The following is a 25777-nucleotide window of genomic DNA, read 5'->3' on the forward strand; positions in this document are numbered from 1 at the left end:
CGTCCACCGCGCCAACGAAAAACGGGCCGGTCGCGTGTGCGACCGGCCCGTTCTTCCATTTAAACGTATAGCAGAGAGGGGGCCTTGCCACAAGACCCCGTCCATCGTTCACACTCATCGCCTCAAGCAACAAACCAGGGGCACTGGGGAGCACGTGGGTTACGAAGAAGAACTGCAGTCCGAACGCGACTACGTGGCCGGTCTCTACGCACGGCTTGATGGCGAACGTGCGCGCGTGAAGGCGGCGTACCAGTCAGCGCTGGGTGGCACCGGCGAGACCGCGATGGACCGTGACAACGAGGTGCGCGCCCGGCACCGCGAGATGAAGCGTCTGAACGTGGCCGACTACGGGCTGTGCTTCGGCCGGCTCGACCATGCCGACGGGAACATCTCCTACATCGGCAGGATCGGTCTGTTCGACGAGTTCGACGACTTCGAGCCGTTGCTGCTCGACTGGCGCGCACCGGCGGCGCGGCCGTTCTACACCGCGACCGGGGCCACGCCCGAGGGCATGAGCCGGCGTCGTCAGTTCCTCACCCGCCGCCGCTCGGTGGCCGGGTTCACCGACGAGGTGTTCGGCAAGCTCGGCGAGGAGCGGGGCGACGTGGCCCTGCTGGAGGCGTTGAACGCGCCGCGCGGCACGGGCATGCGCGACATCGTCGCGACCATCCAGTCCGAACAGGACGCGATCATCCGGCTCGACCACCCCGGCGTGCTGGTGATCGAGGGTGGTCCCGGCACCGGCAAGACGGTCGTGGCGCTGCACCGCGTCGCGTACCTGATGTACACGCAGCGCGAGCGCATGGAACGGCACGGTGTGCTCGTCGTGGGCCCGAACCCGGCGTTCCTCAACCACATCGGCCGGGTGCTGCCGTCGCTCGGTGAGTCCGACGTCGTGTTCTCGACCGCCGGCAGCCTGCTGCCCGGGCTGCTCGCGACCGCCGAGGACGCTCCGGAGGTCGCGAAGGTCAAGGGTTCGCGACGGATGGTGGACGTGCTGAAGGCGGCCGTCGCGGCCCGGCAGCGCGTGCCCGAGGAGCCGATCCCGATCGGCATGAAGGACGTCGTCATCGGCATCGGCGCGGACGTCGCCGAGTGGGCCAGGCAGGAGGCGCGCGACAGCGGCCTCCCGCACAACGAGGCCCGCGCGGTGTTCCGGGAGATCGTCACGTACGTGCTGACGGAGCGGGCGATCGGCAAGATCGGCAAGGGCTGGATGTCCCGGTCCGACAAGCAGGCCTGGGAGGACATGCGCTCCGGCCTGGTCAAGGACCTCGCAGACGACGACTCGTTCGTCGCCGCGCTCGACTTCCTGTGGCCGATCATGACGCCGTTCGAGCTGCTCGGCTCGCTCTACGCCTCGGCGGAGGAGCTTGCGGCGGCGGGCGCGGACCCGTCGTTGTTCCGCGCCGAGGGCGAGCCGTGGACGATCTCGGACGTGCCGCTGCTCGACGAGCTGCACGACCTGCTGGGCAAGGACGGCACCGAGCAGTCCGAGGACCAGGCCGCGTCGGCCGAACGCGCCGCCGAGGCCCGCTACGCCGCCGAGGTGCTCGACGGCATGGTCGGCCGTTTCGACCACATGGACGACGAGGACCACCTCTTCGCGTCGGACATGTTGTTCGCCGAGGACCTGGCCGAGCGCTTCGAGGACCACGACCAGCGCACGCTCGCCGAACGCGCGCTCGCGGACCGCGCCTGGACCTACCGGCACGTGGTCGTGGACGAGGCGCAGGAACTGTCCGAAATGGACTGGCGAGTCCTGATGCGCCGCTGTCCCGGCCGTTCCTTCACGGTCGTGGGCGACCTGGCGCAGCGACGCGCGGCGGCGGGTGCCACGTCGTGGGGCCAGATGCTCGACCCGTACGTGCCGGGCCGCTGGGAGTACCGGTCGCTGACGGTCAACTACCGCACGCCGGCGGAGATCATGGCCGTCGCAGCGCAGGTGCTGGCGAGCTTCGCGCCGGACGTGAAGGCGCCGGAGTCGGTGCGCGCCAACGGTGTTGAACCGTGGTCGCGGCAGGTGACCGCCGAGGAACTGCCCGCCGCCATCGAGGAGTTCGCCAAGCTGGAGGCGGAGTTCGAGGGCACGAGCGTCGTGATCGGCCCGCCCGGCGTGCCCGGCACCGTGCCCGCCTCGGAGACCAAGGGCCTGGAGTACGACTCGGTGCTCGTCGTCGCGCCGGAACGGATCCTGGCCGACGGCCCGCGCGGCGCGGCGGAGCTCTACGTGGCGCTCACCCGTGCCACGCAACGGCTCGGCGTGCTGCACCACGGGCCGTTGCCGAGCGAGTTGTCCGGCCTCGTGGTGACCGTGGGCACATGACTCCTCAACAGGGGCCGTGAAGGGCGGACCAGGTCTTAGGATGGGCGGAAGTCTGGGGGGACTGCTCGCGTCGGCCAGACGATCATTTTCACGTCCGAGCCGCACTGGGGGCATTCCATGACGACTCCGCCCATCCCGCCCGCCTCATCCGAGGAACCCGGCCGAGCCGAGGCTCCCCCGGCGAGAGCGAGTGAGTTCGCCACGCCGGACGAACCCGGAACCGTGGCCGCGCCGAACGAACCCGGAACTGTGGCCGCGCCGGGTGAACCCGTCGTGCTGCCCAGCGAGTCCATCGCCGTCCTGCCCGCCCACCCCACCGGCCCGGGCGTGCCCGCCGACCCCACCGGTCCGGGCGTGCCGCCGCCCGTTCCTGCCCCGCCGTACAACCCGTGGGCGGCACCGACCCACTCCGTCCAGTACCCGCCCGGCGCCTACCCCGGGTCCCCGCACCCGGCCCAGGTCCCTCCGCGCAAGACGTCCGGCGCGGCCCTGGTGGTCGGGATCGTCTTGAGCGTCCTGCTGGCGTTGACGGTGGCCACGGTCTTCCTCGTGACCGTCGGCCGCAACCACGAGGTCGCGACGACCACGATCCCCGCTCTCCCGACCACCAGCACCCCGGCGACGCCCGTCGCCCAGGTCGGCGACTGCGTGAAGCTGTCGGGGCCGTCGTTCAAGCCCGACTACGGGAAGGTCGTCTGCGAGACCGGCCAGCACAACTACGTGGTGAGCAAGGTGCTCCGCGGCCACGGCGAGAAGTGCGGCGACGATCCCGACGCGTACGTCAAGTACAGCGCCTACGACGGCCGCAAGACCACGGCCGTGTGCCTGATCCCGATCTTCGTCGACGGCCAGTGCTACAACTTCTCGACCGCGGGTCTCAACGCCGAGTTCCAGACGATCGAATGCAGCTTCCTGGTCGTGCGGGCGAAGGTCCTGACCGGCACGGTGGACAAGGCCGCGTGCGGCCCCAACCCCCCGCTCGCCCTGGCGTACCCCGAGATCAGGACGACCTACTGCTTCGCACAGGCGGGCTGATCACGTGACCACTCCCGAAGAGCCGCGGAACCCCTGGGCCGCGCCACAGGGCCCGGTCCGCAGGCCACCCGAGCCGCGTGACGACATGTACGGCCCGATCGACCCGGACCCGTTCGGCGCGTACTCGGGTGCCGCACCGCAGCACCCGACGACCGGCCCGGACGTGCCGCGCCCGCTGCTGGACGTCGCGCCCCAGCGTTCCGCGCGCGCCGGCCTGCTCATCGGCCTCGGGCTGCTCGTGCTCGTCGTGGCTGTCGGCTCCGGGCTGATCTGGTTCGTGACCAAGGACGCCCCGAAGTTCCGGAGCGGCCTGCAGAACACGACCACCGCACCGGCGACGACCACCACCAGCAAGCCGCCACCGTTCGCGCTCGTCGGCGACTGCGTGGTGCTCCAGGGCGGCTCGTTCGACGCCACGTACACGAAGGCCGAGTGCTCCGAGAACAAGCACAACTACACGGTCGTCAAGACGATGCCGACGAACGAGAAGTGCGGCGCGGAAGAGGACGCCTACGTCAAGTACACCAAGGGTTATGGCATGAACGTGTGCCTGATCCCGGTGTTCGCGGACGGCGAGTGCTACGACTTCGCGCTCGCCTCGCTCCAGGCGCAGTTCCCGAAGAAGCCGTGCGGCGGGTACATGGTCGTCAAGGCGAAGGTGCTCACCGGCACCGCGGACAAGGCGGCGTGCGGGCAGGACGAGCGGCTCGCGCTCGCGCTGGCGTACCCGGAGACCTCCACGACCTACTGCCTGACCCACACGTTCTCGATCTGAGCCCGGCACGACGACGAAGTCCCCCTGCCGCAGGCGTTCCGGCAGGGGGACTTCGCGCAGTTCAGGCTTACCAGCCGCGCTCGGCCAGGCGGTGCGGCTCCGGGATCTCGTCCACGTTGATGCCGACCATGGCCTCGCCCAGGCCGCGCGAGACCTTGGCGATGACGTCGGGGTCGTCGTGGAAGGTGGTGGCCTTCACGATGGCCTCGGCGCGCTGGGCCGGGTTGCCGGACTTGAAGATGCCGGAACCGACGAACACGCCCTCGGCGCCGAGCTGCATCATCATCGCGGCGTCGGCCGGGGTCGCGATGCCACCGGCGGTGAACAGCACGACGGGGAGCTTGCCGTTCTGCGCGATCTCCTTGACCAGCTCGTACGGCGCCTGGAGCTCCTTGGCGGCAACGTAGAGCTCGTCCTCGGGGAGGTTCTGCAGGCGGCGGATCTCCTGGCGGATCTTGCGCATGTGCGTGGTGGCGTTCGAGACGTCACCGGTGCCGGCCTCGCCCTTGGAGCGGATCATGGCCGCGCCCTCGGTGATGCGGCGCAGGGCCTCGCCCAGGTTCGTGGCACCGCAGACGAAGGGGACCGTGAAGGCCCACTTGTCGATGTGGTTCGCGTAGTCGGCCGGGGTCAGCACCTCGGACTCGTCGATGTAGTCGACACCGAGCGACGCGAGGACCTGGGCCTCGACGAAGTGGCCGATGCGGGCCTTCGCCATGACCGGGATGGAGACGGCGTCGATGATCCCGTCGATCAGGTCGGGGTCGCTCATGCGCGCGACGCCGCCCTGGGAGCGGATGTCGGCGGGCACGCGCTCGAGGGCCATGACGGCGACGGCGCCCGCGTCCTCCGCGATCTTCGCCTGGGTGGCGTCGACCACGTCCATGATCACGCCGCCCTTGAGCATCTCGGCCATGCCGCGCTTGACGCGGGCAGTGCCCGTGACCTGATCAGTGCTCACCGGGGCACCCTTTCGAGAGGGGAAGTCTTGGTGAATTCACGGTACGACCGGTGTGGCCCCTTCCCCTAAGCCACTGACGCCGCGATTCAGAAGGCCACTTTCCGATCAACCGCAGGTCGTGACACGTGTCACTCCACCCAGGTCGTGAATCGTCTTCGCATGCCGATCGGGCGACCGGGGGTTGTCCCGGGACGTCAACGGGTGTGAGATCGAACACTACGACTTGACGGAGGTCGCCATGGGAAGCAAGCACTCCGACAACGGCACATCGGCAGGCGCGGTCGCTGTGGACGACCCGGCCAAGGTCCGCAACGTCGTGCTCGTGGGCCCGTCCGGCGCGGGCAAGACGACGCTCACCGAAGCCCTGCTCGCCGCCACCGGTGTCCTGACCCGCGCGGGATCGGTCACCGAGGGCACCACGGTCTGCGACCACGACCCTGCCGCCGTGCGACAACAACGATCGGTCGGCCTGGCGGTGGCCCCGATCCAGCACGGGGACATCAAGATCAACCTGATCGACACCCCCGGTTACGTCGACTTCGTGGGTGAGCTCAGGGCAGGTTTACGGGCCGCGGACGCGGCCCTTTTTGTTGTCAACGCCTTCGAGGGCGTCGACGCGGCCACCATCGCGTTGTGGGAGGAGTGCGCCGTCGTCGGCATGCCTCGCGCCGTGGTCATCACACGCACCGACCACCACCGTGCGAACTTCGGCAACGAGGTCATCGAGTGCCAGGCGGCGTTCGGCGCGGGCGTCGTGCCGTTGTACATGCAGGAGGGCGACTCTCTCGTCGGGCTGCTGACGTCCGGTGACGACTACCCGGACGAGCGCGCGGCGTTGATCGAGGGGATCATCGCCGAGAGCGAGGACGAGACCCTCATGGACCGCTACCTGTCCGGCGAGGAGATCGACCAGGACACCCTGATCGCCGACCTGGAGACCGCCGTCTCGCGCGGTTCGTTCCACCCCGTGATGCCCGTGTGCGCCGCGACCGGCATGGGACTCACGGAGTTGATGGACGGCATCGCGCGCGCGTTCCCGTCACCGCTGGAGCACCAGGTTCCCGACGTGACGTCCGTCGAGGGCATCCCGCAGCCCCGCATGGCCGCCGACCCGGACGGGCCACTCGTCGCCGAGGTGGTCCGCACCGCCGTGGACTCCTACGTCGGCCGCGTGTCGCTGGTCCGCGTCTTCTCCGGCACCCTGCGCCCCGAGCGCCCCGTGCACGTCTCCGGTCACGGCATGGCCGACCGCGGCCACGAGGACCACGACGCCGACGAACGCGTCGCCCACATCTACTCGCCGCTGGGTTCGACCCTGCGCGAGGTGCCGTACTGCGTGGCCGGTGACCTGTGCGCCCTCACCAAGCTCACCACCGCCGAGACCGGTGACACCGTGTCCGCGCCCGAGCAACCGTTGCTCATGGCGCCGTGGGACATGCCGGAACCGTTGCTGCCCATCGCCGTCGTGCCCCGCACACGCAGCGACGAGGACAACCTGGCGCGGAACATGAACCGCCTGGTGGCGAGCGACCCGACCCTGCGCCTGGACCGCAACGCCGAGACCCACCAGATGGTCCTGTGGTGCATGGGCGAGGCGCACGCCGACGTCGTGCTGGCCCGACTGCGGGCAGGCGGCGCGGAGATCGACACCGAACCGGTGAGGGTGCCGTTCCGCGAAACCTTTGCCGGACCGGCGAAGGGCCACGGCCGGCACGTCAAGCAATCTGGAGGTCACGGCCAGTACGCCGTGTGCGACATCGTGGTCGAACCGCTCCCCCGCGGCTCCGGCTTCGAGTTCGTGGACAAGATCGTCGGCGGCTCGATCCCCCACCAGTTCATCCCGTCCGTGGAGAAGGGCGTCCGCGCGCAGCTGGAACGAGGCCTCAACGACGGCACCCCGGTGGTGGACGTCCGCGTGACGCTCGTCGACGGCAAGGCGCACTCCGTCGACTCGTCGGACGCGGCGTTCCAGACCGCGGGCGCGCTGGCGTTGAAGGAGGCCGCCTCGACCGCGCGCACCCAGCTGCTGGAGCCGATGGACGAGGTCTTGATCCGGCTGCCCGACGAGCACCTGGGCACGGTGCTCGGTGATCTGTCCGGACGGCGCGGGCGGGTGCTCGGGACCGAGGCGGACGAGGGCGGGCGCACGGTGATCCGCGCCGAGGTGCCGTCGTCGGAGCTGCTGCGGTACGCGATCGAGCTGCGGTCGCTGACGTCGGGCACGGGCACGTTCACGCGCCACTTCTCCCGGTACGACCCGCTGCCGGAGGCGTTGGCGGCACGCGCGGGGAGGTGACTCAGCCGATCTCCCGGATGACCGCCGCCGGTACGCCGGCCACGAGGGTCCGTGCGGGGACGTCGCGGGTGACCACGGCTCCGGCCGCGACGACGGCGTCCTCGCCGATCGTCACGCCCTGCACGACGAGCGCGGAGGCGCCGATCCAGACGTTGCGCCCGATCCGGATCGGCGCCGCGGTGATGCCGGTGCGGCGCCTCTCCGGCTCGACCGGGTGGCCGGAGCTGATCAGGCTGACGTTCGGACCGAGCATCACGTCGTCACCGATCTCGATCCCGCCGATGTCGTTGAAGCGGCAGCCCTGGTTGACGAAGACGTTGCGTCCCACCCGGATGTTGACGCCGTGGTCGGAGTAGACGGGCGGGATGAGGTGGAACTTCTCGTCGACGGCCTGGCCCGTGAGCTCGCTCCACGCCGCGCGGATCGCCTCCTGGTCGGCGTACCGCAGCAGGTTGAGCTCCTCGGTCAGCCGGATCGCCCGCTGGACCCTCTCCACAAAACTCATCGGTCCATCTTCGCTTGCGAAGACGGACCGATGAGCGAGCAGGCCTCTACGTGTTCTGCGGGAACCCGAGGTTCACGCCACCGTGCGACGGGTCGAGCCAGCGCGAGGTGACGACCTTCGAGCGGGTGAAGAAGTGCACGCCGTGCGGCCCGTACGCATGCGCGTCACCGAACAGCGATTCCTTCCAGCCACCGAACGAGTAGTAGGCCACCGGCACGGGGATCGGCACGTTCACGCCGACCATGCCGACCTCGATCTCGTTCTGGAACCGGCGGGCCGCGCCGCCGTCGTTGGTGAAGATCGCGGTGCCGTTGCCGTACCGGTTCGAGTTCACCATCTCGACGGCTTCCTCGTACGTGCCGCAGCGGACGACCGAGAGGACCGGGCCGAAGATCTCGTCGGTGTAGATCGTCATGTCCGTGCCGACGTGGTCGAACAGCGTCGGGCCGAGCCAGAACCCGCCGTCGTCGCCGTCGATCGGGTGGTCGCGGCCGTCGACCGCGAGCACGGCACCCGCGGTCACCCCGGCGTCCAAATAGGACGTGACCTTGTCGCGGTGCACGCCGGTGACGAGTGGTCCCATCTCGCACGACGAGCTGGAACCGACCTTCACGTCGGCGATCCGCGACTTGATCCGGTCGACCAGGGAGTCACCGACCTCGCCGACCGCGACGACGACCGAGATCGCCATGCACCGCTCGCCCGCCGAGCCGAACCCGGCGGACACCGCGGCGTCCGCGGCCAGGTCGAGGTCGGCGTCGGGGAGGACGACCATGTGGTTCTTGGCGCCGCCGAGCGCCTGCACCCGCTTGCCGTGCGCGGTGCCGGTCTCGTAGACGTAGCGGGCGATCGGGGTGGAGCCGACGAACGAGATCGCCTTCACCGCCGGGTGTTCCAGGAGCCGGTCGACGGCCACCTTGTCGCCGTGCACGACGTTCAGGACGCCGTCCGGGAGTCCGGCCTCGGCGAACAGCTCGGCGATGAAGTTCGACGCCGACGGGTCCTTTTCGGACGGTTTCAGCACCACGGTGTTGCCGCAAGCGATTGCGGTGGGCACGAACCACAGCGGGACCATGGCAGGGAAGTTGAACGGCGAGATCACGCCGACCACGCCCACCGGCTGCTGGATCGAGTAGACGTCGACGCGGGTCGACGCGTTCTCGCTGAAGCCGCCCTTGAGCAGGGTCGGGATGCCGCACGCGTACTCGACGGACTCCAGCGCGCGCTGGATCTCACCGCCCGCGTCGGACACGACCTTGCCGTGCTCCGCCGAGACGATCTTCGCGAGGTCGTCCTTGCGTTCGTTGAACAGCTCGCGGAACTTGAACAGCACCGTCGAGCGCTGGGCCAGGGACGCGTTGCGCCAGGACGCAAACGCTTCCGCGGCGGCGTTCACGGCGGAGTCCACTTCGGACACCGAGGCCAGGGCGACCTGTTGCGCGACCTTGCCGGTCGTCGGGTCGTAGACGTCGCCGAGCCGTTCCGGGGCGTCGTCCCAGGGCTTGCCGTTGATGCGGTGTTTGATCCAACTCCGGGCGTTGATCATGCTCGCTGCACCGCCTGCGCCAGAATTCCCAGAGCCTCTTCGAGTTCGTCCTCGGTCACGGTCATCGGCGGGGCCAGCCGGATCACGTTGCCGTACAGGCCGCCCTTGCCGACGAGCAGCCCGAGCGCCTTCGACTCGGCCAGCACGGTCGCCGCGGCACCGGCGTTCGGCTCACCCTCCGGACCGACGAACTCGACGCCGACCATCAGGCCCTTGCCGCGCACGTCCCCGATCACCGGGTGCTTCTCGGCGAGTTCGCGCAGGCCCCCGAGCAGCCGCGAACCGAGCTTGGCCGCGTTGGCCTGCAGGTCGTGGCCGAGCAGGTAGTCGAGGGTGGCGAGCGCGCCGGCCGTGGAGATCGGGTTGCCGCCGAACGTCGAGATCGAGTTCGCGTTGATCGTGTCCATCAGGTCGCCGCGCGCCACCACGCCGCCGATCGCCAGACCGTTGCCGAGGCCCTTGGCGAACGTCATCGCGTCCGGCACGACGTCGTGCGCCTGGATGCCCCAGAAGTGCTCGCCGGTGCGACCCCAGCCGGTCTGCACCTCGTCGGAGATGAAGAGGATGCCGTACTCGTCCAGCACGTCCTTGAACGCGCGGAACAGGCCGTCGGGAGGCGAGGTGAAGCCGCCGACGCCCTGGATCGGCTCGGCGATCATGCACGCGACGTCACCGGACGTGGTGGTCTCGATGATCTCGCGCAGGTCCTCGACGCACGCCTTGATGTAGTCCTTGTCGTCCAGCGCCTTGAACGGGCTGCGGTAGCGGTAGCCGCCGTGCACCCAGCTGACCTTGATCGGCGACAGCGCGGACGCCGACCAGCCGCGGTTGCCCGTGATGGCGATCGTGGCGAACGCACGGCCGTGGTAGCTGTTGCGCAGGGCCAGGACCTGCTCACTGCGGCGCGCCTGGGTGGCGAGCATCAGCGCGGTCTCGTTGGCCTCGGTGCCGGAGTTGGTGAAGAAGACCTTGGCGTCCGGGATGCCGGACAGCTCGGCGATCTTCTCCGCGAGCTCGATCTGGTTCTTGATCAGGTACAGCGTCGAGCTGTGGAACACGCCCGTGTCGACCTGCGACCGGATCGCGTCGCTGATCTCCGCGACGTCGTAGCCGATGGCGTTGGTCAGGATGCCAGCGAAGAAGTCCAGGTAGGTCGTGCCCTCGGCGTCGGTCACGCGACGCCCGCTCGCGCTCGCGATCTCGATGGGCTCGTCGTAGTAAAGAGCCAGCCACTTCGGCATCACCGCGCGGTGTCGTGCCAGCAGCTCCTTGTGGGCCATCACGTCCTCCAGGGGTCTATGCCTGACCTCGGAGTCTGGTGGGGTCTTGGGTTCGCCGCCATGCACAACCTGTACCCGGATCGGCTGGTTGGCATTACGTTGTGTCCATGTATCCGACGGTCGCCGAAGTCGTCGCTCTGCCTGTGATCAGGCAGGGACGACCCCGTTTGGTGGCGGGGTCCGCCGGTCTGTCCCGACGCGTGCGATGGGTGCATGTGGCGGAGATCGCAGACATCGCGCCGTTGCTGCGCGGAGGCGAGCTGGTGCTCACGACCGGCGTGATGCTGCCCGAGTCCGGTCTGGCCCGCTACGTCGAGGAACTGGCCGCCGTGGGGTGTGCCGGGCTGATCGTCGAGCTCGGCCGGAGGTGGCGCGACGACGTGCCCGCCGCGCTGGTCACCGAGGCCGAACGGCACGGGTTGCCACTGGTCACGCTTTCCGAGGAGACCAAGTACGTCGCCGTGACCGAGGCGGTCGTGGGGCTGATCGTGGACGCCCAGCTCGCCGAGCTGCGGGCCGCCGAGCAGGTGCACGAGACGTTCACGGCGCTCACGGTCGCGGGCGCCGAACCGTCCGAGGTGCTGCGCGAGGTGGCACGGACGTCCGGCCTCGCGGTCGTGCTGGAGACGCTCGGCCACGACGTGCTCGCCTACGACGCGGCCGGGCACGATCCCGCGGCGCTGCTGGACGACTGGGCCGCCCGCTCCCGCGCGGTCACGGTGTCCGAGCGGACCGCCTACGACACCGCGTCCGGCTGGTTGATCACGATCGTCGGGGCGCGCGGCGCGGACTGGGGCCGACTCGTGCTGGTCTCCCCCGAACCACCACCGCACCGGCACGTCGTGGTGGCCGAACGCGCCGCGTCGGCGTTGGCCGTGCACCGGCTCGTGGCGCGCGACCGGGAGTCGCTGGAACGGCAGACGCACCGGACGTTGCTGGCCCAGCTGCTCGGTCAGTCGCCGCAGTCGCCGGACCTGGGCGCGCGGGCGGCCGCGCTGGGGGTGCCGCTGGAACGACGGCAGCTGATAGGCGTGGCGGTCCGGCCGGTGTCCGTGCTGCAGGGACAGACGCTGGCCACGCAGGAGGTTCTGCGTGATCTCGCCGAAGCGACGGCACTGGCGGCCCGGCGGGTCACGGTCGCGGCGCTGGTCGGCGTCGTGGACGACACCTCGGTCCGTGCGCTGCTGTCAGTGCCGATCACCATCGGCGTGGAAGGGGTTCTGCGCAAGGTCGCGCGCGAGGTCCACCGGACGGCGGCGTCCTCCGTCGTCATCGCCGTCGGCACGACCGTGACGTCCACAACGGACGTTCGGCGCTCACTCGGCGAGGCCGCGCACGTGGCCGGGGCGGCGTTGCGGGCACCGGGATCCCAGCTCTACCACCGGCTCGACGACGTGCGGCTGCGCGGCCTGCTGCACCTGCTGCGCGAGGACGAACGGGTGCGGGCGTTCGCGGACCGCGAGCTCGGGCCGTTGCTGGCGCGGGACTCGGCGCAGGGCTCCCGGCTGGTCGAACTGCTGCGGGGCCTGTGCGAGAACGGCGGCAACAAGTCGGCGGCGGCCGCGGCGGCCCACCTCTCGCGCACCGCCTACTACCAGCAGCTGGGGCGAATCGAACAGGTGCTCGGCGTCTCGCTGGAGGACCCGGAGTCCGTGCTCTCGCTGTACGTCGCCCTGCTGGTGCACGAAATGGGCCCGTGAGCGCGCACGGGCCCATTTTCGACGTGGGAACTCAGCCGTTGATCGTCGGGTGAACGCCCGAGAGAACGGCCGGGTTCGGCACGACGCCGTTGGTCGGCAGGTCCTGCAGAGCCGGGGCCTGCAGGTCGCCGACGTGCGCGTTGCCGGTCAGGTCCTGGGTGTGCGGCAGGGTCGGGAGGGTGCCGAGCTGCGGGACGACGGGCGCCGGGATGGTGCGCTCCTGCGCGCCCGGGACGGCCGGAAGCGCGGGAACCGGCAGGTCGGAGGCGACGGGCGCGCCGACGTGCGGCAGCTGGACGCCGCCGGCCTGCTCGAGCGGGTTGGCGTGCTGGGTGGCGTCGCTGATCAGCTTGTCCGCGCCGACCTCGGGAACGCCGGCGCCCAGCTGGGGGAGCTCCGCGGCGCTGGCGGAACCCGCGAGGAGCGGGGCGGCGCTGGCGGCGAGCAGAGCGGCGGCACGGAACAGTCCGGAACGAGACACAGTTTTCCTCAATCTGGTTTGGGGACCGATCTTCGATTTCATCGGCGCATTCGGTTCGCGAATTAACCCGCTCGATCGGGTGTTCAGGGCTTGAACCTCACGCCACGGGAGGTCCTGCGGTCGTGGTGTGACCCGCTGGAGCATCGGTGACCTGGCCAAAGCGAGTGGACTGACGGTCCGCACACTGCACCACCACGACGAGATCGGACTGGTCGCCGCCTCCGAGCGCACGCCGTCCGGTCACCGTCGGTACACACCGGACGACGTCCGCCGCCTCTATCAGGTGAGATCGTTGCGCCAGCTCGGTCTTTCCCTGGAAGAGGTCCGATCGGCACTGTCCCGTTCGGACTCACTGCGCCCGCTCTTCGAGGCCCAGCCGGCTTCCTTGACCGCGCAAGCAAAACGGGTCGAAGCACTGCGTTCGCGGCTCACCGCGTTGCTCGACGGGCACACCACCGAGTCCCTTCTGTCCACTTCGGAGCTGATGTCCGTGCACGAGAGCTACTTCACCGCCGACCAGTTGGGTGACCTCCGATCGCGTGCGGCGGTGATGGGCCCGCAGGCCGTGGAGGCGTTGAAGGCGTCCTGGCTGGAACTGGTCAGGCAACTGCGTCAGCACCTGGCCGACGGCACTCCCCCGACCGACCCGCGCGTCGTCGACCTCGCGCGGCAGTGGGACGAGCTGGGGGCGAAGTTCACCGGCGGCGACCCGGCCGTCCAGGCGGCGGCGCAGAGGTCCTGGAGCGAGAACAAGACGGCGATCAGCGCACAGATCGGCTGGCCCGCGGACGACGGCCTGGTGGAATACGCAACTCAGGCGCGCGCCGCGCGGTGACCTGAAAGGCTGTCGTCATGTCCGCTGATGACGACGCTCGCCGCATGCAGGCGGCCAATCCGACCGGATGGTTCGAGAACCTCTACGCGGCGGCGGTCGCCGGCACCGCGTCCGTCCCCTGGGACGTTCCCCATCCGCAACCACACCTCGTCGAGTGGGCCGAAGGCGTCGACGGCACCGGTCAGCGCGCGCTCGTCGTGGGCTGCGGCTACGGCCGCGACGCGGAGTTCCTGGCCTCGCTGGGATACGACGTGACCGCGTTCGACATCTCCCCCACCGCGGTCAGGTCCGTTCAGCAGCGCCACCCGTCGTCCTCCGTCTCCTACGTCGTCGCCGACCTGCTGGACCCGCCCGCCGAGTGGCACCGCGCGTTCGACCTCGTCGTGGAGAACATGACGGTGCAGGCGCTGCCCGTGGGCCTGCACGCCGAGGCGACCAAGAGGGTCTCGTCACTGACCGGCTCGACGCTGCTGGTCCTCGCCGTGGCGCGGGACGAAGGGCCCGATCCGGACGGTCCACCGTGGCCGCTCACGCCCACCGAGATCGAGGCGTTCGCGGGCGACGGGCTGACCTCGCGTTCGGTCAGGCGCGACAACGGCAGGTGGGTCGCGGAGTTCGCCCGTCAACTGACCATGAACTGACCACTTATGACGCACTTCCGCCGCTTAGCGTGAATCATGCTCGTTCGTCGGCTGATCGCCCGTGTGCTCGACTGGCTCCTGGTGCTGGTCGTGGCGTGGCCGTTGGTCCACGAGCCCGTGCTGGTGGTGCTCTGCGCGGTGGTGTACGACGCTCTGCTGCTCCGGCTGAACACCCTCGGCAAGGCCCTCACGGGGCTGCGGGTCGTGGGCCCCGCGTCCGGCCTGAACCTCAGACGGGTCCTGGCCCGCACGCTCATCACGACCGCACTGCCCGGCACGGGTGTCGTGCTCGTGCTGACCGGTCTGGGCTGGCGGGAGCCCGCGTTGATGGCGGGCCTCGGCTGGCAGCAGCCGTGGGTGGTCGTCGGCGAGCACATCGGCACCGCGTCCGTGGGCTCGTTCCTGCTGGTGGGCGGATTCGTGTTGCTGGTGCTGTCGGTGGTGGAGGCTCTGGACCTGCGCGGCACGCGGACGTGGCACGACCGCAAGGCGGGCACGGCCGTGGTGCGGCTCAAGGTCGCTGCCCGATGAACTCCGGCAGCACCCGCCGATCGGTCCCGCACGGCACCGGCGGGTCGAGGTTCACCCGGTAGTCGTCGCCACCGCGCCGTGCGTTCCCGGCGCTCCCACCAGGCCCGCACCCGCCGCTCGCAAGGCCCGCCGTGACATCCCCCTGGCCCCGGCGGAACACAATGTGCGCCGATCATGACAAGAGTGGACACTCTGACACTGCCACACCTGCGGCGGCGGACCCAGGATTCCGGGATGGAATCCGACCGGGTTGGCGTTGTTTCAGCAGCGTAACAGGGGGTTGAACGATGGCAGTCGAGTCCTCACCGCCCCAGGTCACACCTGATGGCCGCGTCGAACTGAGCGACACAGGTCCCATCGAGAACAGCAGGTTCTTCAACCCCGAACTCGCCCCCGTGCCCGTCGAGAAGCGGACATGGTCGACCTACAACTTCTTCGCGCTGTGGATGGGCATGGCGCACAACATCCCCAGTTACACGCTCGCGGCGTCGTTGATCGCGATCGGCATGGACTGGGTGCAGGCGTTCCTGACGATCACGCTCGGCAACCTGATCGTGCTGGTCCCCATGCTCCTCAACAGTCACGCGGGCACGAAGTACGGCATCCCGTTCCCGGTGTTCGCCCGGGCTTTCTACGGCATCCGCGGCGCGAACCTGGTGGCGTTGCTGCGCGCGTTCATCGCCTGCGCCTGGTTCGGCATCCAGACGTGGGTCGGCGGCAAGGCGCTGCACGTGATCATCGGCCGGCTGACCGGTGACGGGTGGACCAAGGCGTCGTCGATCGGCGGCCAGCCGTGGACGTTGTGGTTGTGCTTCTTCGGTTTCTGGGTCGTGCAGATGCTGGTGATCTGGCGTGGCATGGAGGCGATCCGGCGGTTCGAGAACTGGACGGCGCCGCTGGTGAGCGTCGGGTTCCTGATCCTGCTGGGCTACGTGCTGGTGAAGGCGGGCGGTTTCGGGCCGATCCTCGACCAGGGCAGCACGCTGGGCTGGGGCCCGGACTTCTGGAAGGTCTTCTTCCCCGCGCTGATGGGCATGATCGCGTTCTGGTCGACGCTCAGCCTCAACATGCCGGACTTCACGCGGTTCGGCGGTAGTCAGAAGAAACAGGTCACCGGACAGATCCTCGGCCTGCCGACCACGATGTCGTTCATCGCGATCGTGGCGATCCTGACGACGTCGGGCGCACAGGCGTTGTACGGCGAGCCGATCTGGGACCCGGCGGAACTCGCGTCGCGCTTCGACAACACGTTCCTGGTGGTCATCGCGCTGGTCTCGCTGGTGCTGGCCACGATCTCGGCGAACCTCGCGGCGAACGTCGTCAGCCCGTCCTACGACTTCTCGAACGCCTTCCCGCGCAAGATCACGTTCGCGGTCGGCGGCCTGATCACCGGTGTCATCGGCATCGTGATCCAGCCGTGGCGGCTGATCTCCGACCCGAACATCTACATCTTCGCGTGGCTCGGGTTCTACGGCGGCCTGCTGGCCTCGGTGGCCGGCGTCTTCGTCGCCGGGTACTGGGTCATCAAGAAGACCCGGCTGGAACTCGCCGACCTCTACATGGACGGCAAGGGCGCGTACTGGTTCAACGGCGGCTGGAACTGGCGCGCCGTCCTGGCGACGCTCGTGGGTTCGGTGCTCGCGGTCGGCGGCGCCCACGGCGGGCCGTTCCCCGAGGGCGGACTGATCCCGTTCCTCAAGCCCCTCTACGACTACAACTGGGTCGTCGGCTTCGCGGCCGGCTTCCTGGTCTTCCTGGCTCTGAAGGACAACTCGGCAAAGGAGACGACCAGGTGAGCAACATCATCCGGGCGGCGCTCGTCCAGCAGAAGTGGACGGGCGACAAGGAGTCGATGATCGCGAACGCGGTCGAGCACATCCGCGCTGCCGCATCCCAGGGCGCACAGGTGCTCTGCCTCCAGGAACTCTTCTACGGCCCGTACTTCTGCCAGATCCAGGACGCGGACTACTACTCCTACACCGAGGCGATCCCGGACGGCCCGACGACGGCGCTGATGCAGGAAGTGGCCGCGCAGAACAACATCGTGCTGATCGTGCCGATGTACGAGGTCGAACAGCCCGGCGTCTACTACAACACCGCGGCCGTGATCGACGCGGACGGCACGTACCTCGGCAAGTACCGCAAGAACCACATCCCGCAGGTGAAGGGGTTCTGGGAGAAGTTCTACTTCAAGCCCGGCAACCTCGGTTATCCCGTCTTCGACACCGCGGTCGGCCGGATCGGCGTCTACATCTGCTATGAGCGCCACTTCCCCGAGGGCTGGCGTGCTCTCGGACTGGCCGGTGCGAAGATCGTGTTCAACCCGTCGGCGACCAGCAGGTCGTTGAGCGAGTACCTGTGGAAGCTGGAGCAGCCCGCCGCGGCCGTCGCGAACGAGTACTTCGTCGGCGCGATCAACCGGGTCGGCGTGGAACCGTTGGGTGACAACGACTTCTACGGCCAGACGTACTTCGTCTCGCCGCGCGGCCAGCTCGTCGGTGACGCGGCCTCGGACACCGAGGAGGAGCTCGTCGTGCGCGACCTCGACCTCGACCTGCTGACCGAGGTCCGCGACACGTGGGCGTTCTACCGCGACCGCCGCCCCGACACCTACGAGGGCCTGGTGACCCCGTGAGCACTCTGATCCGCAACGGCCTGGTCATCAACGCGACCGGTTCGCACGCCGCCGACGTGCTGATCCAGGGCGAGCACATCGCCGCCCTGGTGACGCCGGGGTTCGAGGTGCAGGCCGACGAGGTGATCGACGCGGCCGGGAAGTACGTGATCCCGGGCGGCATCGACGCGCACACGCACATGGAGATGCCGTTCGGCGGCACCCAGTCCGCCGACACGTTCGAGACGGGCACGACCGCGGCGGCGTGGGGCGGCACCACCACGATCGTCGACTTCGCCGTGCAGCCCAAGGGCTCCTCACTCCTGTCCACTCTGGACAAGTGGCACACCAAGGCCGACGGCAACTGCGCCGTCGACTACGGCTTCCACATGATCATCTCCGACGTGACCGACGAGTCGCTCAAGGAGATGGACTCGTGCATCGCGGCGGGCGTGAACAGCTTCAAGATGTTCATGGCCTACCCCGGCGTCTTCTACGCGACGGACGGCGAGATCCTGCGCGCCATGCAGAAGGCGCGCGAGACCGGCGCCACGATCATGATGCACGCGGAGAACGGCATCGCGATCGACCAACTCGTCGCGCAGGCGCTGGCCTCGGGCCTGGGCGACCCGGTGCAGCACGGCCTGACCCGGCCGCCGGAGCTGGAGGGCGAGGCGACCTCGCGCGCGATCCAGCTCGCGAAGGTGACCGGTTCGCCGCTCTACATCGTGCACCTGTCGGCATCGCAGGCACTCGACGCCGTGACGGCCGCGCGGGACACGGGCCAGAACGTGTTCGCCGAGACGTGCCCGCAGTACCTCTACCTGTCGCTGGAGGACCTGGCCAAGCCCGGCTTCGAGGGCGCCAAGTACGTGGCCTCGCCTCCGTTGCGGCCCAAGGAACACCAGTCGTCGCTGTGGCGAGGTCTGCGGACCAACGACCTCTCGGTCGTGAGCACCGACCACTGCCCGTTCTGCTTCAAGGACCAGAAGCAGCTCGGCGTCGGCGACTTCTCCAAGATCCCCAACGGCATGCCCGGCGTCGAGCACCGCGTCGACCTGCTGCACCAGGGCGTCGTGAAGGGCGAGATCACCCGCGAACGCTGGGTCGAGATCGTCTCCACGACTCCCGCGCGGATGTTCGGCATGTACCCGCGCAAGGGCGTGATCGCACCGGGAGCCGACGCGGACGTGGTGGTCTACGACCCGTCGGCCACGCAGACGATCTCCGCGGAGACCCACCACATGGCCGTGGACTACTCGGCCTACGAGGGCTTCGAGGTCACCGGCAAGGTCGACACCGTGTTCTCCCGCGGCCGCAAGGTGATCGCGGACGGCGCGTACCACGGTTCGACGGGCCACGGCCGTTTCGTGTCCCGCGACCTCAACCAGTACCTCGTCTGAGAAAGGCGGTCACCCGTGGACTTCGGTGTAGTGCTGCAGACCGACCCGCCGGCGCGGGACGTGGTGGAGGGCCTCCGCGCCGCCGAGGACTGCGGCTTCCGCTACGGCTGGACGTTCGACTCCTGCGTGCTGTGGCAGGAGCCGTTCGTCATCTACTCGCAGGTGCTGGCCGCCACCCGCGACCTGGTCATCGGCCCGATGGTCACGAACCCGTCCACCCGCGACTGGTCCGTGACCGCCTCGCTGTTCGCGACGCTGAACGACATGTTCGGCAACCGCACGGTCTGCGGCATCGGCCGGGGCGACTCGGCCCGGCGCGTGATCGGCCAGAAGCCCGCCTCCCTGGCGACTTTGGGCGAAGCGATGCACGTCATCAAGGAGCTGGCGGAGGGACGGGAGGTCGAGCACCACGGCACGGCGGTGCAGATCCCGTGGGTGCGCAACGGAAAGCTCGAGATGTGGATGGCCGCGTACGGTCCCAAGGCGTTGAAGATGGTCGGCGAGCAGGCCGACGGCTTCATACTGCAGACCGCCGACCCGGACATCGCCCGCTGGACGATCGGCTCGGTCCGCGAGGCCGCGGTGGCCGCCGGACGTGACCCGTCGGCGATCACGATGTGCGTGGCGGCACCGGCCTACGTCGGCACGGACCTGACGCACCAGCGCGACCAGCTGCGGTGGTTCGGCGGCATGGTCGGCAACCACGTCGCGGACCTCGTGGCGCGGTACGGGGACTCGGGCGCGGTGCCCAAGACCCTGACCGACTACATCAAGGACCGCGAGGGCTACGACTACGCCCACCACGGCAAGGCGGGCAACCGTTCCACGGACTTCGTGCCGGACGCGATCGTGGACCGGTTCTGCCTCGTCGGACCGGAGTCGGCGCACGTCGAGCGGTTGCAGGAGCTCAAGGAGATCGGTGTCGACAACTTCGCGCTCTACCTGATGCACGACGAGAAGGACAAGACGCGGGACGCCTACGGGTCTTCGATCATCTCCGCTGTGTAGTGGTGATAATGGTTCTTGATGCCTGACGACGCCGACCTGTCCACGCAGTCCGTGGAGAACACCGTGCACGGCGCCGTGAGCGGGATGGTTCTGCAGGTCGGCGCCTTCACCGGCGACTTCCACCACCACGCCGCACCGCAGCGGGCGAACCTTCCGCTGCGGTGCGGTCTGGTACCTCCGCGCGCGGCCGCGTTCCAGCGCCGGTCCGTCGACCTCACCGCACCGGTGACGGTGCTGTCCGGGCTGCCCGGGGTGGGCAAGAGCCAGCTCGCCGCCGACCACGCCGAACAGCGGTGGGCCGCCGGTGAGGTCGACCTGCTGGTGTGGGTGACGGCCAGCTCGCGTGAAGCGATCGTCGCCGGGTACGCCGACGTGGCCGCGAAGCTGTTCGGCATCGAGGATCCCGAGCGAGGCGCACGGGCGTTGCTGGAATGGCTGGCGGGCAGGCACGAACCGTGGCTCGTGGTGCTGGACGACCTGAGGGCGCCCGCCGACCTCGACGAACTGTGGCCGCCGTCCACCGGCCAGGTCGTGGTGACGACGTTGCGCCGCGACGCCGTGCTGCGCGGGCACCAGCGGACGTTGGTCGACGTCGAGACGTTCACCGAGGCCGAGGGAATCGCCTACCTGCGCACGGCTCTGGCCGACCGCCCCGAACTGCTCGACGACGACGGCCTGGTGCGTGAGCTCGGCGGGCTGCCGGTGGCGCTGGCCCAGGCCGCGGCGAACATGCTGGACGACCACATGTCCTGCGCGGAGTACCGCGCTCTTCTGCCGCAGCGGCGCGATCCCAGTGCCGCGACCTGGTCGCTGGCGGTCGAGCAGGCCGACCGGCTCGCGCGGACCGGGGTGGTGCGGCCGCTGCTCGACGTGGCGAGCCTGCTGGACCCCAACGGAATCCCGCTCGCGGTCTTCACCACGCGGGTGATGCTCGACTTCCTCGGCGTGGACGAGTTCGGGGCGCGCGACGGGCTGAGCTGCCTGCACCGGCTGAGCCTGGTCAGCTTCAGCGAGGGTTCACGCGAGGTGCGGGTGCATTCGCTCGTGCAGCGCGCCACCCGTGAGGCCTTGTCCGGCGAACGGGTCGGGGTGGTGGTCAGGGCCGCGGCGGACGCACTGGCGCAGGCGTGGCCGGACGGCGTCACGGATCCGTTGCGGGGTCAGGTGTTGCGGGCCAACGCCCAGGCGCTCGCCGATGCCGGTGGCGCCCACCTGTGGAGCCCGGGCGCTCATTTCCTGCTGTTCCGCGCGGGGCGGAGCCTCGGCGAGTCCGGCCACCACGCGGAGGCCGCGCGGTACTTCGACGCGCTCCGGGCCACCGCGTCGGCGAGCCTGGGGCCCGATCACCTCGACACCTTGCTCAGCCGCAACAACGCCGCCGCCTGGCGTGGTGAGGGAGGCGACGCGGCCGGAGCGCTCCGGGCGTACGAGAGCCTGCTCGTGGACGTGACGCGGGTGTTCGGGCCGGACCACCGCGAAACGCTGAGGGTCCGCAACAACCTGGCCCACTGGATCGGCGAGTCGGGTGACCGGGCCGGCGCGGCCGAGGCGTTGCGGGACCTCTGCTTCTACCAGGTGCGGGTGCTCGGCCCGGACGACGCGGTCACGTTGACCACCCGGCACAACCTCGCTTACGCACAGGCGAAAACAGGGGACCACGGCCGCGCGGCGGAGTCGTTCGAGCTGCTGGTGCGGGACCTGGAACGCACCGCGGGTCCCGAGGACGAACGGACCCTGGACGCGCGTTACGGCCTCGCCGCCGTCCTGGCCGCCGCCGGCGACGCCGACAGCGCGGCGGACCGGCTGAAGACGTTGCTGGAGGACCAGATCCGGGTACTGGGCCCGGACCACCAGCGCACGCTGCTGAACCGGTGGAGCCTCGCCCAGCACCTGGGACTCTCAGGCCGCCACGCGGCTGCCGTGGACGCGTTCGAGGCCCTGCTGGCAGACCAGCTCCGGGTCCTCGGCGAGCACCACCCCGACGTGCGCTCCACCCGTGCGAAGCTCGAACACTGGCGCGAGGTCAGCGCACAGGCCGAGTCCGACCGTCCCAGTCCTGGGTGAGCGCGGGCAGGAGTTCGGCCAGCTGCACCGGGTACACCGTGTCCTCTGTGGACTCCAGCTCCTCGGCGCTCCACCAGCGGTGGCCCGAGATGCTGGTCTCCTCGACGTCGTTGAACCCCGAGGTGTCGATGGTCAGGTCGCCGTCGACGGAGGCGTAGAAGAACCACTCCTCCGCGTCGAACGTCTCGCCGTCGAAGCTGAACACCGCGCGGCGGCGCCAGATCGGGCCGACCAGCTGCTCCGGCGCGAGCTTGAGGCCGGTCTCCTCGAACGCCTCGCGGACGGCCGCGTCGCGCAGTTCCTCGCCCTCCTCGACGCCGCCGCCGACGGTGAACCAGAAGGATTCCTGGGGGCGGGCGGGGTCGAAGCCGTGGAACAGCAGCACGCGGCCCTCGGCGTCGGTGAGGACGACCCGTGCGGACGGGCGGGGCTTGAGCATCACCGCGTCGGACGGGGCCGCGGGTTCGGCGATCTCGAAGTACGACGGCTGCGGGGCGGTGCCGGCCAGGCGGAGCCAGCGGACGACCCTGCGGCGGCGCAGGAGGAGCGTGTCGCGGACGGCGTCGTTGTGGACGCGGCGGGCGAGCACCACGCGTTCCTCGGCGTCGGCGAGCTCGAAAGCCAGTGCCTGGGCCACGGCCGAGCGGTCCAGGGCGCCGAGCAGGCCGGAGAGTTCGTTCTCGGCCTGTTCGCGGTCGGCGCGGGAGGCGGACTCGGCGCGGGACGCGGCGGCGGAGAGCGCGGGGTCCAGCAGGGCGCGGACCACGACGGCCCGGCGCGCCAGTGCGGCGTCGAGCGCCGCCCAGGCCGCGTCGGTGCGGACGTGCAGGCGGTCCAGGCGGTTCGCGATCGAGAGGACCCAGGCGGACAGCAGGAAAGCCAGGACGAAGATGACGAGCGCGGTGGTCATGCCTCGGTCACCCGGCGCGGGTCGGCGGCGATGGCGGTCTCGTAGACGCGCAGCACCTGGCTCGCGACGACGGACCAGTCGAAGGCCTGCACCCGCTGGGAGCCGATGTCGACGTACTCGGCGCGCAGGGCCGAGTCGCGCAGCACCGAACGCAACGCGTCAGCCAGGGCGGCAGCGTCGCCGACCGGGAACAGCGCGCCCGCCTTGCCGTCGTCCAGCACGCGGCGGAACGCGTCGAGGTCGCTCGCCACCACGGCGGTGCCGGCGGACATGGCCTCGGTCAGGATGATGCCGAACGACTCGCCGCCGGTGTTCGGGGCGACGTAGACGTCGAGCGAGCGCAGCATCCGGGCCTTGTCCTCGTCGCTGACCTGGCCCAGCAGGTCGACGCGGTCGGCGTGGGGGCCCTCGAACGGGGTCTCGCCGCGGCCCACGACGAGCAGGCGCACGTCCGGGAACTCGTCGGCGATCAGGCCGAACGCCTCCCACAGGATCGGCATGCCCTTGCGCGGTTCGTCGTAGCGGCCGACGAACCCGATCGTGCCGCCCGCGCGCGGGTAGCCGTCCAAAGTGGACGCGGAGGCGAAGAAGTCGACGTCGACGCCGTTCGGGATCTCCACCGCGTCACCGCCGAGGTGCTCGACCTGGACGCGCCGCGCGAGCGCGGAGACGGCGATGCGGGCGGTGACCTTCTCCAGGAACGGCTGCAGCACGGGCTGGAACGCCGAGAGGATCTTGGAGCGCGGCGTCGAGGTGTGGAAGGTGACGACGATCGGGCCGTCCGCGACCACCAGGGCCAGGAACGACAGGGAGGGCGCCGTCGGTTCGTGCAGGTGCAGGACGTCGAACTGGTGCTCGTCGGTCCAGCGGCGGACCCGCGCGTACGAGACGGGGCCGAAGCTCAGGCGTGCCACGGAACCGTTGTAGGGAATGGCGACGGCGCGGCCCGCGGACGTGACGAACGACGGCAGCGCCTGGTCGTCGTCGGCCGGCGCGAAGACGTTCACGTCGTGCCCGAGGCCGATGAGGGCGCGCGCGAGGTCCACGACGTGCGCCTGCACTCCCCCCGGCACGTCGAGCGAGTACGGGCAGACGATGCCGATCTTCACCGCGCGAGCCTCCTGGCCAGGGCGGCGCGGCGGCTCTCCGGCAGGTCGGCGAGCCAGAGCTTCTGCAGCATGTGCCAGTCGGCCGGGTGCGCGGCGATGTCGGCGGCGAACACGTCCGCGACGGCCTGCGTGGCGGCCTGGACGGTGCTCACCTTGATCGGCGGGTGGATGCGGAAGTGCCAGCCGTCCGCGGTGAACCAGCAGCCGACCGGCAGCAGCGCGGCGCCCGTCGTCGACGCCAGGTGCGCGGGACCCGCGGGCATCAGGGTCTGCTCGCCGAAGAACGTCACGGGCACACCCGACGACGTCAGGTCCCGGTCCGCCAGCAGGCACACGACCTTGTTGGCGCGCAGGCGTTCGGCCAGCACAGTCGCCGGTGGACGGTCGCCGCCGTTGAGCGGCAGCACCTCGAAGCCGAGCGTCTCGCGGAACTCCACGAACTTGCGGTACAGCGACTCGGGCTTGAGCCGCTCGGCGACCGTCGTGAAGGTGCCGGAGTGGCCGACCAGCCAGACGCCCGCCATGTCCCAGTTGCCGCTGTGCGGCAGGGCGACGACCGCGCCGGTGCCGTTCGCGAGCGCCGCGTCCAGGTTCTCCACGCCGGACACCTGCGAGTCGCACTTCTCGTACGCCGCTTCGAGATCCATCGACGGCAGGCGGAACGCCTCGCACCAGTACCGCGCGTACGACCGCAGCGAGTCGCGCACCAGTTCGTCGAGCTCGTCCTCACCGGCCCGCGGCACGACCCGCTTCAGGTTCGTGCGCAACTGCTCGATGCTCGCGCCCCCGCGCTTGACCGCGTAGTCGGCGCCGGCCTGGAACAACCCGCGCGCCCACGACTCCGGCAGCAGGCGGATCAGCCGCCACCCGGCGCTGTACCCGAGGGTCGCGAGGTTCACGCGGCCTCTTCCCGCGCCGACTTCGCGACGGCGAGGATGCGCTGCAGCACCGTCACGACCGTCATCGCCGCGAGCAGCCACAGGGAGATGTCCATCAGGTACGGCACACCCAGCCCCTGCACCCCGGCCCCGATCAACGCGACGATGAACCGCTCGGCCCGCTCGGCCAGGCCACCGTCCGCGTTGAGCCCGGAAGCGTCGGCACGAGCCTTGACGTAGGAGATGACCTGCGAGGCCACCAGGCAGATGAACCCGGCCGCCGCCGTCCACCGGTTGCCGGTGTCGAAGGCGTACCAGGTGAGCGCCGCGAACAACGCCCCGTCCGCGATGCGGTCACAGGTGGCGTCGAGCACGGCCCCGAACCTCGTCGGCCCCTGCGCTCTCGCCATGGCGCCGTCGATGAGGTCGAGGAGCACGAAGAACGTCACCAGCGCACAGCCCAGGAACAGCTGCCCGCGGGGGATGAACCACAGCGCACTCGCGACGGCACCGATCGTGCCGACCACGGTCACGGCGTTGGGCGTGAGGCCACGCGCCAGCAGCCACGCCCCGATCGGATCGGTGACGCGCGAGACGGACGCGCGAGCGAAGATGTTCAGCATGGCAGTTCGCAGCCTAGCTGGACTGGTGAAACGCACCGCTCGCGGGTGAGGCGGGGCGGTGCGGGCGGGTGGAGAGCCGCGGTGCGGACTCGGCCGGGTGGGACGTCCGGGAGTTGCGCGTGCGGGCGGGCGTGAGAGCTGAGATGGCGGCGGCCGGGAGGCGGCAGCCGTGCGAGCCCTGCTTCCGGTGAAGCCGGTGGGCGGCACCCCGTGCGAGCCCCTGCTTGCGGTGAAGCCGGGAGGCGCAGCCTGCGGG

22 protein-coding genes are annotated in these 25777 nt (G+C 70.0%); 13 read left to right on the plus strand and 9 right to left on the minus strand.

Features of this window, described 5'->3' with window-relative positions:
• Positions 1–154: 154 nt before the first annotated feature.
• From helR to PV646_RS40290, 3 genes are all read left to right on the plus strand, one after another.
• Positions 155–2326 (plus strand): RNA polymerase recycling motor ATPase HelR, encoded by a 2172-nt coding sequence (gene helR / locus PV646_RS40280; RefSeq protein WP_500347917.1) that lies wholly within the window; start codon positions 155–157, stop codon positions 2324–2326.
• Between the two features lie 117 nt (positions 2327–2443).
• Entirely contained in the window at positions 2444–3361 is a 918-nt protein-coding gene (locus tag PV646_RS40285; protein WP_500347919.1) for an LppU/SCO3897 family protein, read from the plus strand.
• Between the two features lie 4 nt (positions 3362–3365).
• On the plus strand, positions 3366–4136 hold the full coding sequence (locus PV646_RS40290) for an LppU/SCO3897 family protein (RefSeq protein ID WP_500347921.1): 771 nt from the start codon (positions 3366–3368) through the stop codon (positions 4134–4136).
• A 67-nt stretch (positions 4137–4203) separates the two neighbouring features.
• Here PV646_RS40290 and pdxS read toward each other — a convergent pair whose 3' ends face one another.
• On the minus strand, positions 4204–5097 hold the full coding sequence (gene pdxS, locus PV646_RS40295) for a pyridoxal 5'-phosphate synthase lyase subunit PdxS (RefSeq protein WP_189155917.1): 894 nt from the start codon (positions 5095–5097) through the stop codon (positions 4204–4206).
• Positions 5098–5335: 238 nt separating this feature from the next.
• Between pdxS and PV646_RS40300 the strand changes: the two genes are divergently transcribed.
• Positions 5336–7393, plus strand: a complete 2058-nt coding sequence (locus tag PV646_RS40300) for an elongation factor G-like protein EF-G2 (protein ID WP_500347923.1) — start codon at positions 5336–5338, stop codon at positions 7391–7393.
• A gap of 1 nt (position 7394) precedes the next feature.
• Here the strand turns inward: PV646_RS40300 and PV646_RS40305 are convergent, their stop codons facing one another.
• Genes PV646_RS40305 through PV646_RS40315 form a run of 3 tightly spaced genes read right to left on the minus strand, consistent with a single transcriptional unit; the run spans position 7395 to position 10724 of the window.
• Positions 7395–7898: a DapH/DapD/GlmU-related protein gene (locus PV646_RS40305; RefSeq protein WP_500347925.1), complete on the minus strand. Its 504-nt coding sequence runs from the start codon at positions 7896–7898 to the stop codon at positions 7395–7397.
• A gap of 46 nt (positions 7899–7944) precedes the next feature.
• On the minus strand, positions 7945–9444 hold the full coding sequence (locus PV646_RS40310) for a CoA-acylating methylmalonate-semialdehyde dehydrogenase (protein ID WP_500347927.1): 1500 nt from the start codon (positions 9442–9444) through the stop codon (positions 7945–7947).
• A complete protein-coding gene (locus PV646_RS40315) occupies positions 9441–10724 on the minus strand; it encodes an aspartate aminotransferase family protein (protein ID WP_500347928.1) in 1284 nt (427 codons plus the stop codon). Before PV646_RS40315 ends, PV646_RS40310 begins: the two co-directional genes overlap by 4 nt.
• A 107-nt stretch (positions 10725–10831) precedes the next feature.
• Here PV646_RS40315 and PV646_RS40320 point away from each other — a divergent pair, with 107 nt between their 5' ends.
• Positions 10832–12424 carry a PucR family transcriptional regulator gene (locus PV646_RS40320; protein ID WP_500347930.1) on the plus strand — a complete coding sequence of 531 codons (1593 nt, stop codon included), beginning with the start codon at positions 10832–10834 and terminating at the stop codon, positions 12422–12424.
• A gap of 31 nt (positions 12425–12455) precedes the next feature.
• Here PV646_RS40320 and PV646_RS40325 read toward each other — a convergent pair whose 3' ends face one another.
• On the minus strand, positions 12456–12905 hold the full coding sequence (locus PV646_RS40325) for a hypothetical protein (RefSeq protein WP_500347932.1): 450 nt from the start codon (positions 12903–12905) through the stop codon (positions 12456–12458).
• Positions 12906–13032: 127 nt separating this feature from the next.
• On the opposite strand from PV646_RS40325, the gene PV646_RS40330 reads away from it, so the two are divergent.
• From PV646_RS40330 to PV646_RS40365, 8 genes are all read left to right on the plus strand, one after another.
• Positions 13033–13740 (plus strand): MerR family transcriptional regulator, encoded by a 708-nt coding sequence (locus tag PV646_RS40330; protein WP_500347934.1) that lies wholly within the window; start codon positions 13033–13035, stop codon positions 13738–13740.
• A 17-nt stretch (positions 13741–13757) separates the two neighbouring features.
• Positions 13758–14381, plus strand: a complete 624-nt coding sequence (locus tag PV646_RS40335) for a class I SAM-dependent methyltransferase (protein WP_500347935.1) — start codon at positions 13758–13760, stop codon at positions 14379–14381.
• A gap of 36 nt (positions 14382–14417) precedes the next feature.
• Positions 14418–14912, plus strand: a complete 495-nt coding sequence (locus PV646_RS40340) for a hypothetical protein (protein ID WP_500347937.1) — start codon at positions 14418–14420, stop codon at positions 14910–14912.
• Positions 14913–15199: 287 nt separating this feature from the next.
• The gene (locus PV646_RS40345) at positions 15200–16708 is read left to right on the plus strand and encodes an NCS1 family nucleobase:cation symporter-1 (protein WP_500347939.1); all 1509 of its coding nucleotides are present in this window, start codon (positions 15200–15202) and stop codon (positions 16706–16708) included.
• Complete coding sequence (locus PV646_RS40350; RefSeq protein ID WP_500347940.1) at positions 16705–17547, plus strand: nitrilase-related carbon-nitrogen hydrolase; 843 nt, start codon at positions 16705–16707, stop codon at positions 17545–17547. Before PV646_RS40345 ends, PV646_RS40350 begins: the two co-directional genes overlap by 4 nt.
• Complete coding sequence (gene hydA, locus PV646_RS40355) at positions 17544–18929, plus strand: dihydropyrimidinase (protein WP_500347942.1); 1386 nt, start codon at positions 17544–17546, stop codon at positions 18927–18929. The genes PV646_RS40350 and hydA overlap by 4 nt, the downstream gene beginning before the upstream one ends.
• Before the next feature lie 15 nt (positions 18930–18944).
• Complete coding sequence (locus PV646_RS40360; RefSeq protein WP_500347943.1) at positions 18945–19937, plus strand: TIGR03842 family LLM class F420-dependent oxidoreductase; 993 nt, start codon at positions 18945–18947, stop codon at positions 19935–19937.
• 18 nt (positions 19938–19955) lie between these two features.
• The gene (locus tag PV646_RS40365; protein ID WP_500347945.1) at positions 19956–22001 is read left to right on the plus strand and encodes a tetratricopeptide repeat protein; all 2046 of its coding nucleotides are present in this window, start codon (positions 19956–19958) and stop codon (positions 21999–22001) included.
• On the opposite strand, the gene PV646_RS40370 is transcribed toward PV646_RS40365, so the two are convergent.
• Genes PV646_RS40370 through pgsA form a run of 4 tightly spaced genes read right to left on the minus strand, consistent with a single transcriptional unit; the run spans position 21961 to position 25521 of the window.
• Complete coding sequence (locus PV646_RS40370; protein ID WP_500347947.1) at positions 21961–22911, minus strand: NUDIX hydrolase; 951 nt, start codon at positions 22909–22911, stop codon at positions 21961–21963. The two genes, PV646_RS40365 and PV646_RS40370, sit on opposite strands and share 41 nt — an antisense overlap.
• Complete coding sequence (locus tag PV646_RS40375) at positions 22908–24020, minus strand: glycosyltransferase family 4 protein (RefSeq protein ID WP_500347948.1); 1113 nt, start codon at positions 24018–24020, stop codon at positions 22908–22910. Before PV646_RS40375 ends, PV646_RS40370 begins: the two co-directional genes overlap by 4 nt.
• On the minus strand, positions 24017–24919 hold the full coding sequence (locus PV646_RS40380) for a phosphatidylinositol mannoside acyltransferase (protein ID WP_500347950.1): 903 nt from the start codon (positions 24917–24919) through the stop codon (positions 24017–24019). The genes PV646_RS40375 and PV646_RS40380 overlap by 4 nt, the downstream gene beginning before the upstream one ends.
• Complete coding sequence (gene pgsA, locus PV646_RS40385) at positions 24916–25521, minus strand: phosphatidylinositol phosphate synthase (RefSeq protein ID WP_500347952.1); 606 nt, start codon at positions 25519–25521, stop codon at positions 24916–24918. Before pgsA ends, PV646_RS40380 begins: the two co-directional genes overlap by 4 nt.
• Between the last annotated feature and the right edge of the window lie 256 nt (positions 25522–25777).

This window comes from Streptomyces sp. ID05-26A, assembly GCF_033794685.1.
Lineage (GTDB): Bacteria > Actinomycetota > Actinomycetes > Mycobacteriales > Pseudonocardiaceae > Lentzea.

Excerpts from the sequence above, each read along its gene's own strand:
- PV646_RS40285 (WP_500347919.1), top strand. The coding sequence starts at position 2,444 with ATGACGACTCCGCCCATCCCGCCCGCCTCATCCGAGGAACCCGGCCGA.
- PV646_RS40300 (WP_500347923.1), top strand. The coding sequence starts at position 5,336 with ATGGGAAGCAAGCACTCCGACAACGGCACATCGGCAGGCGCGGTCGCT.
- PV646_RS40305 (WP_500347925.1), bottom strand. The coding sequence starts at position 7,898 with ATGAGTTTTGTGGAGAGGGTCCAGCGGGCGATCCGGCTGACCGAGGAG.
- PV646_RS40310 (WP_500347927.1), bottom strand. The coding sequence starts at position 9,444 with ATGATCAACGCCCGGAGTTGGATCAAACACCGCATCAACGGCAAGCCC.
- PV646_RS40315 (WP_500347928.1), bottom strand. The coding sequence starts at position 10,724 with ATGGCCCACAAGGAGCTGCTGGCACGACACCGCGCGGTGATGCCGAAG.
- PV646_RS40320 (WP_500347930.1), top strand. The coding sequence starts at position 10,832 with ATGTATCCGACGGTCGCCGAAGTCGTCGCTCTGCCTGTGATCAGGCAG.
- PV646_RS40335 (WP_500347935.1), top strand. The coding sequence starts at position 13,758 with ATGTCCGCTGATGACGACGCTCGCCGCATGCAGGCGGCCAATCCGACC.
- PV646_RS40340 (WP_500347937.1), top strand. The coding sequence starts at position 14,418 with ATGCTCGTTCGTCGGCTGATCGCCCGTGTGCTCGACTGGCTCCTGGTG.
- PV646_RS40345 (WP_500347939.1), top strand. The coding sequence starts at position 15,200 with ATGGCAGTCGAGTCCTCACCGCCCCAGGTCACACCTGATGGCCGCGTC.
- PV646_RS40365 (WP_500347945.1), top strand. The coding sequence starts at position 19,956 with ATGCCTGACGACGCCGACCTGTCCACGCAGTCCGTGGAGAACACCGTG.
- PV646_RS40370 (WP_500347947.1), bottom strand. The coding sequence starts at position 22,911 with ATGACCACCGCGCTCGTCATCTTCGTCCTGGCTTTCCTGCTGTCCGCC.
- pgsA (WP_500347952.1), bottom strand. The coding sequence starts at position 25,521 with ATGCTGAACATCTTCGCTCGCGCGTCCGTCTCGCGCGTCACCGATCCG.